This is a genomic window from Tunicatimonas sp. (genome assembly GCF_049647865.1).
Lineage (GTDB): Bacteria > Bacteroidota > Bacteroidia > Cytophagales > Cyclobacteriaceae > Tunicatimonas.
Genome location: NZ_JBARYM010000232.1, coordinates 1 through 12,036, shown reverse-complemented (window position 1 = coordinate 12,036; position 12,036 = coordinate 1). Strand labels below are relative to the sequence as shown.

Below are 12,036 nucleotides of genomic sequence, written 5' to 3'. Positions count from 1 at the left end.
CAATGAATCTTACCTCATTTTTTGCTCAGAACGACCGGGTAGTATTGGCAAGGGAGATTTATATATTAGTTTTAAAGAGGAAGATGGAAGTTGGTCGCAAGCCAAAAACATGGGAAGCACTATTAATACTAAAAACTACGAATTTTGCCCTTTCGTCACCAAAGATGGTAAATACCTTTTTTACTCCAGTAACCAAGATATTTATTGGGTCAGTGCTGATATTATTGAACAGCTACGTGATGACGATTGATGATTAATGAGTTGCTCATTACTGATAATCTAGGTAGTATCGCTGGTATAAAGAAGCGCCATTTTACTTTCACTTAAAAGTAATACTGTTTCCTACTTGATTCTTCAACCTGCTTTAAACTTAGTCAGTACCTATGTTCAGACTCATGATCCTTGCATTGATGGTTCTACCTTGGTCAGCGGTAGCCCAAGATTCGCTATTTAGCAAAATGAAGGTTGATTTCGATGTAGGTTTCGGAGCCTACTATCAGTTCAGCTCGTATCAGAGTAGTGAATTTAGCCCGGCAAAAATTCCTCGTCTGTTATCGCCCCGCCGAGCTGATGAACCCGAACTTAGAGCCACTTGGAACCTCAACAACGATCTGGTAACTAACAACCCTTTATTTCACGGAGCTTACTTCTTTGATGTTGGTGCGAGAGTTCATGTAGCGAAAGGGCTAGATGCTACCGTGATGCTAACCGCCGAACAGCGGGGTTTCTCCGATGGACGATTTAGTCAAAATACTATTAACATCTTTCCATACTTCAATCTGCGCTATCATAAGGAGTTAGGAAGATTTAGCTACGCCCTCCAGGTAGGTGATTTCTACGATATCAAATTATACGAAGGACTTACTTACTACAATCTGCAAACCAGTCAGGCGTGGAGCTTAAAACTAAAGTATGAGAACTTCTATATAAAGCATTTTGGCATCGGCGATCTAACGCGAAATATCGGATTGGGAATAGATGATCTTTACGATTTCTCATTTGGGCTAGAAGATGTATTTATTAAGCGAGAAGATTCAGTGCGACTCGACGTTAGAGTAGGGCTTTCGGATAATACTTGGGTAGCAAATTCCGGACTGGTTAACTATTCAGCAAATTTATCTTATCGAGATAGGCTAAACGGATACGCTCAATTATCTACCCGCAATACTACCGGAAACAACCGAGCCTTCTTAATAGGAGCTTCTTTTAAAAACCGAGAAACTTCTAGGTTTTTATTAGAACTTAACATGGAATACCGAAGATATGGGGCTGCCTTTAATCGCAATTTCATTAATAATGTTTACTACCGAAACCCTAACGAACCTGCTGGATTTACTAACTCGACTCATACGGTATTTTTCCCTTTAATTACGTTTGAGCGGCCATTCAGTCAGTGGGCAGTATTTACTGAGTATCAAGACCGTGATGTCAGTGGCTTTACCTTCCGGGGTAGGTGGCACTACCGGATGTTCAGCAAAACGTACCTAAAATTTGAGCATGATCTGAACTGGGTCACTGCTGAAGATCAGGGCTCCTTTCTGTACCCTTTTTATACGTTAGGTGTAGGGGCCAAACCCAGCCAAGAAATTGAACTGTTCTTTGAGATTACTAACCGGGTTCTCAATTTAGACAAGCATTACCCCACCCTATACGCAGCCCAAAACTCCTATTTTTTGGTTCATGTGTTCAAGCCCATTCGGTTTAGAAATGAAAATGACCGACTGCACCGGTATTGAAGTCTCTGTAGCGAGAATCAAGAATCAGTTATGTATCATTGTTAAAGCTTGCTCTAAGTCTTCCAGCAGGTCTTCGGCATCTTCAATACCTACCGAGATACGTAACAATTCATCCGATACGCCTACCTGTTTTCTTTCTTCCGCAGATAATTTTATATGTGAGGTTTTAGCCGGAGCGCAAATCAGTGATTCTATGCCACCCAGGCTAATAGCCGGAGTAATGACCCGCAACTGACGCATGAACTGTTCGGCTCCGGCACTACCTTCTACCGCTGGTTCAAAAGAGAGCATTCCTCCAAACCCCTGCATCTGCTGTTGAGCTACATTGTACCCCGGATGGTTGGGCAAGCCTGGATAATACACTTGCTGTACCCCAGAATGTCGCTGTAAAAATTCGGCGATTGCTTGTGCGTTCTTATTTTGTTGAATTACTCGCAGCGACAATGTTTTCATACTGCGTTCAATAAGTGCACAAGTAGCTGCATTTACTGACCCGCCTAAGTTGATTGCCGTACCGTAGATGCGGTCGCGCAGCAATTGAGACGTAATTGTTGCTCCAAAGCATAGGTCACTATGTCCTCCTAAATACTTGGTACCACTATGAATTACTACATCAATTCCCAGAGGAATAGGATTTTGGTTGATAGGCGAAGCAAAGGTATTATCAATAACGCTTGTTAACCGGTGTTGCTGCGCCCAGCTACCCACTGCTGCCACATCAGTGATTTTGAGTAGTGGATTGGAAGGAGTTTCAATATATACTAACTTGGTGGTAGGTTGAAGTGCCGCCTCCAGTTGATCTACAGTAGGTTCTTTTACCAAGGTATATGAAATTCCGACTCGCTCTAGTTCGGCACTAACAAAATGGTGAGTTCCCCCGTATAGGTCACGCTGTAAAATAACATGGTCGCCCTTTTGTAGCAGAGCCAACATTGTAGTGCTAATGGCTGCCATACCTGATCCAAATAACAATCCCGCTTCGCCTTGCTCCAGCGCACAGAGTTTTTGCACTACTACTTCTTGGTTGGGAGTATTATAATAGCGCGGATAAATATTCTCGGTAGTATCTAAGTAGCCAAAAGCCGAAGAAGTGTAGATAGGAGTATTTAGCCCGTGGGCAGGAGTATGGTTGCTATTGCCTGCGTGGACACAGGAGGTTGATTTTTTCATTATTTAGATATTTGGCCGTTATAAAATAATGTTCAGGTCGAGCCTAGGGCGAACGATGGAACAAGGTTCAAAGTTATTTATTATTCGCAAACACCGGAACACTTTAATACGTGAAAACCTTAAAATGTAAAATGATACCATTATAACCCTTGAGCAATTCTATCGCTATTTGCTATTTGTATCAAGCTAATGATGAACAGAATCGTCTTTGGCTCACTGAAGAGTATCTTTACGTAAAAGCAAAAGGTAATCTTCGGCGGTTTGACCTAGAGCGAATACAGCGATTGGGGGTTGAACACCGCCGATGGTGGTTTCCAGTGGTCGCCGGGGGTATTTTAGCTCCTCTTAGCTTAGTGGCCATTCTTTTGAATCTTTATAATCCTTGGTGGCTAATTAGTCTGTTAGTGGGAGCCATGCTACTATGGTACTGGGGAGCTACCCGGCACGCTGTATTAGCTATTCACCAGCATCACCACCGGCAAGATATTCCCCTTTCAGTAGTTACGCAGAATGTGCAGGCATTCATCCGGTTTACTAACCGCTACCTTCGGCAGGGTTTACGTTCACTTTATATTCAGGCTGAACCTGACGCTTGGCAAATGGCTCAACAAAAGGGGTACTATGCTCCGGATGTACTGCAAAAAAAGGGATTTGTCTCGGCTTATATTGAGTTGCCCAAGGTAGCTGTAGATAATGAACTGTGGTTAGCAGTTGACCCTTCCGATCTTGCACAACCTATTCAGTACCAAACTGAAGGCAACAAACTTGTGCCTCGTATCTATGGTTCTATTCCACTTGCCGCCATTTCCCTAGTTTCGGTAAATAATGTAGGTTAACTTTCGACCACTATGAATCAAACCGTTCAGTGGACTCCCTACGAAGCCGCATTTACCAGTCAGGTTACCTACCAAAACCCCCTCTACGATGTAGGTACCTTTTACGCTGAGTTTACTTCCCCAAGCAACAGGAAAAAGAAGATTCAGGGTTTCTGGGATGGCGGTATGAACTGGTGTATCCGATTTATGCCTGATGAGTTAGGAAATTGGCAGTATCAAACCAGTTGCTCCGACTCCACTAATGGTGGGCTGCATCAACAAATGGGTACTTTCGTATGTATACCTAATACTAGCTCTCTACCTATTTATCAAAATGGAGCTATTACGCACCGCTCGGGAGACTATCATCTTAGCCACACCGATGGCTCGCCATTCCTCTGGATTGGTTGTACCGCCTGGAATGGCCTACTGAAATCTACCGACCAAGAATGGAACACCTATCTGAAACACCGAGCTGATAATCACTATACGGTAATTCAATGCATAGCTACTCAGTGGCGAGGCGGGGATATGAATAACCATCTTCAGACCGCGTTCACGGGGCAGCAGCCTATTCAGTTGAACCCAGCCTTCTTCCAACAGATTGATCAGAAAATTAGTAAGATTAATGAATACGGATTAGTAGCTGCTTTGGTGCTGTTGTGGGCACTACCCTACGGGGAAGGCCGGGAGCTGAGTCCGGGATTTCAACTACCTCAAGCAGAGGCCATATTATTAGCGAAGTATCTAGTTGCCCGCTACGGAGCATATCATATAGTTTGGTTACCCGGTGGCGATGGTTTATACACTAGTATTTACGAAAAGCGCTGGAAGAATATTGGACGAGCAGTGTTTGGTGAAAATCCTCCCGGAGTAGTAGCGTTACATCCTATGGGCCGGTCTTGGGTAGGTGATACTTATGCTGAAGAAGATTGGGTAGATATTATTGGGTATCAGTCGGGGCACAGCGCTGATCAATCTTCGGTAGAGTACATCACCCGGGGACCAGCTACCCAACAGTGGGACCAACTACCCCCTCGCCCTACCATCAACATGGAGCCTTGTTACGAAGAAATATTTCAAAGTATTACGGCCAACGATGTACGTGATGCTGCTTACTGGAGTCTATTTAGTACTCCGGTAGCCGGAATAACCTACGGTGCCAACGGCATTTGGCCTTGGATTCGGGAAGGCGAGACGATCTTAAATCATGGAGAATTAAGCCGTCAGCCGGTTCTTACCTGGAAAGAAAGCACAACCCTGCCTGGCAGTCAACAGATAAGCTACTTAGCCGAATTTATTCAGCAGTTTGATTGGTGGAAACTTCGCCCGGATACTTCGCTGCTAATTAATCAACCCGGTGATCAAAATTACGCTCATTTTGTATCAGTGGTGCGTACAAAAGATTATAGCACCTTACTTTTATATGTTCCTCACGCAGACCTTACACTGAAAATAGATAACCCTCGCCGCCTAGTGTATGAAGCACAGTGGTATGACCCAAAAAGAGGTAAGTATTTTGGTAAAACCGTGCTAAGTTCTTCCGATATAGTGAGTATTACTCCACCGGCTACCGAAGCATCGATACTCGTTTTACAGTCATTTGAGTAAACCCAGTTTCTTTTCCTTATTCCTTACATCTGACAGAAAACCACCAAATACGATCATTTTCCCTACCTGGCAAATGTAGCTTTGTAGTAGCGTGAAGCAACTAAATAGGGCAAATGAAATATATGAATATATCTGTTATTTTCTGTACATTATTGCTGTGTTTTTCTTATTATAATATTCTTGCTCAAGACTTTTATTACAGCTATCAGAGTGGCTCCTGGAATGATCCTAATACTTGGTCTTTGATAGGGCATGGCGATGAGGACACCGATCTTACTACTGTTCCTGGTAATGCTACCACTGATGTTGTAATCATTGCCGCGGGGCACGTAATAGATTATAATGCTGATGATGGTACAAATACAGCTACTATCAGTACTTTATCAATAGGTGCATCGGGAACAGCAGGTTATCTTCGTTTTCCCTTCACTAATTACAACCCAGCTGGTACAGTAGATGACTTAAATGCAAATCACGATTTAATTGTCACCGGCAATGTGACTATCGGAACCGATGGACATTTGGTTACTACTAGAGGAGGGGATGAGTATCCAGCCGGAGTAATTAATACTATGAATGGCACTCCTGCCGACCGGGACGGTCACGATATCTTCATTGGAGGTAATCTAATCAACGATGGCATACTCGATCTACAAAACGATAATGATGCTGCTTACGAAGTAGAATTACACTTTAATGGTACTGATAATCAGACTATCTCTGGAGGAATTAATTGGGATACTTATAATATTACCTATAATAATTCTGGGGCATTTCCCGACAATCAGATTATCAATCAATCCGAAGAATTTACCCTTTCGGTAGAGGCGGGTCGCTCAACTTTTACTCAAGGCACCTACGTTCATAATAATGACGGAATCTACAATAATCAGGGATCAAATAATGATGGCACTGACTATACGGATGTATCTTTTACGATTAATAGAGGTATTTTCAACTTGGTGACTAACCATGATGGTAACCGAACAGTAAGCCTAACAAACGGTAATATTATAGTAGATGGAGTAAACGGAGGGCAGTTCAATGCAGGAAGCAATGGGGCCTTAGGTACTACGCTTGAACTAGCCAATAATAGTTCACTTGGTATTGAAAATGGTGGCATTGTTACTATTGGAAGTAGCACTGGCAACACCGGTGACTTAAACTTATTAGGCGATGGTGTATCCGGAGCTACAGTTACCATCGATGGAGCTACTTCCTCCTTAACAGTTTACAACAATGTGAACCAGTACCAAAACAGTAGTTTTACACAAAACGACGGTACCCTTATTATCTCACCCAATATTACCACGAACACTGAAGGTATATATTTAAGAGAAAGCGGAGCAAGCTTTACGATGAATGCGGGGACGCTTAATATCTTAAATTCGGTAGAAGTTGATGCTAATGCCATTCGTTTACTAGGGGAGAACTGTAGTGTCAACCTATTAGGGGGTACTGCCACACTGGGAAATGATGCTGGGCACAATGAAGGACGTATTCGATTTGATAATGCTACCAACGCGGGCACCCTTACCATTAGTGGAGCCTCTACGGTAGTCAATTTATACGATGGCTTCACCAGAAGCAACAGTGCCGCAGCTAATGTCACGGTTTCAAACGGTGCTCAACTTGTTGTGGCCCCCGACAACGACAACATCGGTGACATACCTATTCAATCGATAATCGAGGGGACACTAACAATAAGTGAGAACTCAACCGCTACTTTTGGCCGAGGTATCAACGTAGGTAATGTCAACATTAGTGGCTCAGCATCTTTGGAGGCAAACATTAAATTTGCCAGTACATCCAATATCCTCGGAGCTTTTACGCAAGACGACGCTACTTCGCAGTCTACTTTTAATGATAGGATAGACATTGAAGCTGGAGCCAGCCTTACGTTGAATAATGGTACAATAGACATTATCCCTGACATTACTACCGCTGATAATACAGAACTGCAAATTCGGGGCACTCTTACCATGAACGGAGGCACTATCAACATGGGGGCTAATGTTACCAATATTACCAACGGTAATTTGTTACAGGTATACGACGGCGGGGCACTCACCATCAATACTGGTTCATTTAACATATTGACCAGTCCGTCCTTAACTTCTATTGCCAACCGTAACCCTTTCAATATCACCAATGAAGATGCGGGTGAAGATGCGACGCGGGGCGATGGCGTAGTGACAATTGGCAACGGGACGGGGGGAACTCAGACCGCCCAATTGATTATCGCCCCTAACTTAGCCGCCGAACTACCTTCCCCTTCTACCCGCAATATCCTGGATATGGATGGGGCAAATAGCGTACTAACGATTAATTCAGATGGTTATCTGGAAGTGGGAGGTGGCAATATTGGCAACCTACGATTAAACACCGCTGGGGCTCAATTTATTATGAACGGGGGTACCTGCCACGTTACCGCTTCACTTACATTAGATAATGGTACTACCGCAGAAGTCAACGGTGGCACCTTGAATGTAGGCACCACCGCTAGCAATGGGACCAATCGTGTTATCTATTCTCAAAGCAACCCTACTGCCATCACCAGCTTAACCCTTAACGGGGGTACTATTAACGTAGGGGATGGCAATAGTCGCTTTAACATTGGTAATGATGACGAAAATCCAGCCTTCGGCACTACCACCGCTTTTGGCCGTTTACAGATTGCCGACGGAACATTCAACCTGAATGGATCATTCAACTTAGACGATGCTAACGCCCGCTTTATTATGAGTAGCGGCGCCTTCAACCTCAATCCACAGGGTAGTCAAAGTTTAGATAGTGATATTAGCATTTTTGATCTAGAGCAGGGCATTGTCGATATTACAGGCGGTACTATCACAATTGTGAACCCGCACGCTACATCCGGTAGTGGCTCAGCTATACGTATTAACGGAGTAGGCGCAGCCGGTAACGGAGATAACCAAATCAGTGGTGTAACAAATCTACCTTCAGCCGATAGTCCGGTTATCTTTGGCGGCACCCTCCGTTTGGGCGACGGATCAGCTAACTTAGCTGGTTCTGTCGATGGGTTTGATCTCAACCTTTCGGACGATCATACCTACGGAACTATTGAAATAAATAATCCTACCGGAAGCAATCGCCACGTAGAAATCGTCTCTACCAATAATAATTATCTACTAAGTGGAGATCTCGACCTAACGGCGGGCACGTTAAACATCAACAACAATACGATTGACCGTACTGCGGTGGGAGGAACGTTTGATGTTGGTGCTAACAGTCTTCTAATTATTGGCAATACCAACGCGGCTAACCATTTTCCGGGTAGCAATACAGCATTCGCTACGTACGGGGTAGATATCACTAGCACTGTAGAATACGATGGTGTGGGTAATGCTTTAGTTGTACTCCCCCTCAGTACTCAATTTGGCAATCTAATTATATCGGGTAGTAGTACCAAAACACTTAACAAGCCAGAAACGGTACGGCGCACCTTGACGCTGGAAGGAGGCACCTTTGCTACCGGTGCTAACCTAATAATGGACGCGGCTTCCACTGTACTTAGAACCGATGGAGTGATGACTGGTAGTATTCAGGGGGGCAATGCCTACACTATTGCCTACGAAGGAACCACCAAAGCCACTCAAGACCCCGAATGGTCGGGTACGGGTGAAAAATCACTTATTGTATACTTAGATGTTAGCGAAACGCTAAATTTGCATACTGACCTTACCGCGCAGGGCAGCCTGACTATTACAGAAGGCATACTAAATGATAACAGCTATACCCTCACAGTTGGCGGCAATGTCGACAATTCATCATTCCATACCGGAACCGGAAAGATTTATTTAACGGGGAGTTTGGCTGAACGAACTATCGGCGGTGACGGCTCTGGAGAGTTTGAGAACTTAGAGTTAGACGATACTAACGGAGCCAGCCTCTCCGTAGCCCAAACTATCAATGGAACGCTTACGCTCACTGATGGAGTATTGGATATCGATAGCTATCTATTGTCTCTGCCTACTACTGCTTCGGTCAGTGTAGCCTCTCCATCAGCCACTACCATGATTGAGGTAAACGGCGGAGTGGGTGCCGCCGGGGTTCGTAAAACCTACGTAGGTTCAGGGGGCGAATTGTTTACCTGGCCCATCGGATCAAACGGAAAATATACCCCAACTACGGTTGAAGTAGTTAATGCTACCAGCGGCGGAACAATAACACTCAACCCGGTGGACGCGGAGAACCCTTTCACCACTGATGCTGCCGATATAGCTTTAGACTACTACTGGATTGTTAGTAAATCAGGATTTGGTTCGGAAATCGCTAACCTATCATTTACCTATGATCAGACTGATGCTACCGGACGAGGCAATGAGTCAGGGTATGTTCCCGCTCGTTATGCTCCTACTACCTGGAGCAATATCAATGATGTAGCATTGGTTGACGAAGTAGCTAATACTATTTCATTTAATAATGTTACGTACATTGAAGGACAATTTACCGCGGCAGAACCTTCCGAGTTTGGCACAGTGCTTACCTATTATAGCCGTGCCGACGGCGATTGGAACACAGCGTCTTCGTGGTCAACGATCGGACTGGGAGGGGCTGCGGCATCAACCATTCCGGGAAGTAGTACCCCAGTTATTATTGGCAATAATAATACGATCACCATCGCCAGCGATAACACTATTGCCCCCAGCGTAGAATTACAAAGTACCGGAACGTTAACAATTGCCGATGCTACTACAGGGCACAATCTAGGTACCCTCAGTGGAGAAGGCACACTTAGTATAGTAACAGACGATACGGATGCCACCGAGTTTCCGGGTGGTTCTTATACTGACTTACTGGGAGCTACCGGAGGTACTATAGAGTATACCGGAACCGGAAATTATACTGCTTTAGCTACCCCAACCACCTTCCGTAACTTAGCTATATCCGGTTCAGGAACCGTGACCCTACCTGATGCTGATCTCTCAATACTAGAAGACCTAATTATCAGTGCGACCGCCCCCACCTCTACTACTCTACTTAGTAGTGCTACTAGTGGTGATATTTCCATCGGCAATAATCTGACTATAGATAACTCTGATGCATCTCTTCAATTTCAATCAGGAACAGACCGTACTGTTATCCTAGCCGGAGATGTTACTAACTCCGGGACTTTACAAGTAATCGATGTCGGCTTTGCTACTCATAGTTTATTCATTGGCGGATCACTTACTAACAATGGTACTATTAACTTAGTAAGTACTGATGCGCTACACCACGCAAATGTTACCTTTTCTGGGGCAACCAGCACTAGCATTTCAGGTACTGGTGGAACTACTGATCTCTATCGCCTCATCGTCAATAAAGGGACGGATGCTTCTTCTGAGTTAGAAGTCACTTCAGCAAACTTCACACTTAGTGCCCCAACCAATACCGGAGAAAAAGCCCTAGAAATTCAGAACGGAACACTAAAGCTAAGTGCTCCCCACCCGTTGACCCTGAGTACCGGGGGAGGCAACTTTTCTATTCCAACTAGCGGAGGGCTTTGGCTAAATGATGCGGGGGCAGTTGCCGAAATCACTTCGGCTTCGGCTAATTTATCGCTGGGAGGATTACTTCGCCTCACTGACGGAACCATTAATATTGGAGATGACCTGACAGGAGTAGATCAAAACGCCATTCTTTATGCACCCGGTAATGCCGCCATTACCGTAGAAGGGGGAACCCTCACGGTTGGTGGGGCTATTCGTCCCAACCCCGATGCGGCGACTTTATCCTACGAACAGTCCGGTGGTACCGTAGTAGTAGCCAATAACCTTAGTAGCAGCGAGAACATAGGTAATAATAGCGAAGCTGACTTAGCGATAGCCACTGGCAGTGGTAGCAGTTTCACCATGTCGGGTGGGTTACTAGAGATAGTCCGTCGTAATTCGGGGGCCGATGGTAAAGCAATTTATATCCGACCGAGCACCAGCCATAATGTAAGTGGAGGTACCGTACGGGTACTAAACAGTAATACTGCTACCAATTTCGATGTAGGAATTAATTCGGCAGTTCCCTTCTGGGATTTAGAAATTGGAGATGGTAATAGTTTCACCGAACGGATTGGTACTAGCGGTGGAGCACAAGACCTAACAGTATTGAATGATCTTACTGTGAACGTGGTAGATGGCACCTTTCAGCTTTATCAAGCCAACACCAATTCTCGGACGAATAATGATATTGACCTAAGTGTGGGAGGTAATTTCACGCTGACTAATGGCACTTTTATAGCTGGCACTCCCAGCGTAGTTACTTTTAACGGTTCGGGGTTAGGCGGGCAGTCTTCGCCCCAAATCGTTAGTGGTTCGCCCACTTTTTATAGTGTCAATGTTAATAATACTAGCGGCGGCATTCGCTTAGATGATGATATTGCTGTAGAGGGAGACTGGACGTATACTACCGGGACGTTCAACCAGAACACCCATTTAGTAACGTTTAGTGGGACCAATGCTCAAACTATTGGAGGTAATCCGCTCAGCTTTGATGATCTTACGATAGATAAAGCCAGTAATAACGTTTCTCTCGACGCTAGTCAGATGACGGTTACCAGTAGCTTAACCTTAATTAACGGTATTTTAGCGTTAGGTAATAATCGGCTATCATTTACAGCAGCAGCTACCATACCCGCCCCTACCCTTCCTGATGAATTTGACAATACCCGAATGATTACGACCACTGGCCAGGATGCTGCCCAGGGC

General features: G+C 44.7%; 5 protein-coding genes and 1 pseudogene. 5 read left to right on the top strand and 1 reads right to left on the bottom strand.

The features are described 5' to 3' along the window. Window positions 1–250, top strand: a pseudogene (locus WBA23_RS07225) (hypothetical protein); the annotation flags it as partial. 133 nt (window positions 251–383) lie between these two features. Beyond that, window positions 384–1,736 (top strand): hypothetical protein, encoded by a 1,353-nt coding sequence (locus WBA23_RS07220; RefSeq protein WP_424581597.1) that lies wholly within the window; start codon window positions 384–386, stop codon window positions 1,734–1,736. Window positions 1,737–1,760: 24 nt separating this feature from the next. Here the strand turns inward: WBA23_RS07220 and WBA23_RS07215 are convergent, their stop codons facing one another. Beyond that, window positions 1,761–2,906, bottom strand: a complete 1,146-nt coding sequence (locus WBA23_RS07215) for a trans-sulfuration enzyme family protein (RefSeq protein WP_424581596.1) — start codon at window positions 2,904–2,906, stop codon at window positions 1,761–1,763. A gap of 149 nt (window positions 2,907–3,055) precedes the next feature. Between WBA23_RS07215 and WBA23_RS07210 the strand changes: the two genes are divergently transcribed. The 3 genes from WBA23_RS07210 to WBA23_RS07200 all read left to right on the top strand — a co-directional run. Continuing rightward, window positions 3,056–3,742, top strand: a complete 687-nt coding sequence (locus WBA23_RS07210) for a hypothetical protein (protein ID WP_424581595.1) — start codon at window positions 3,056–3,058, stop codon at window positions 3,740–3,742. A gap of 12 nt (window positions 3,743–3,754) precedes the next feature. Beyond that, on the top strand, window positions 3,755–5,332 hold the full coding sequence (locus WBA23_RS07205; protein ID WP_424581594.1) for a DUF4038 domain-containing protein: 1,578 nt from the start codon (window positions 3,755–3,757) through the stop codon (window positions 5,330–5,332). Window positions 5,333–5,454: 122 nt separating this feature from the next. Continuing rightward, window positions 5,455–12,036: hypothetical protein (locus tag WBA23_RS07200; RefSeq protein ID WP_424581593.1), on the top strand; the 6,582-nt coding region annotated here is incomplete at its 3' end.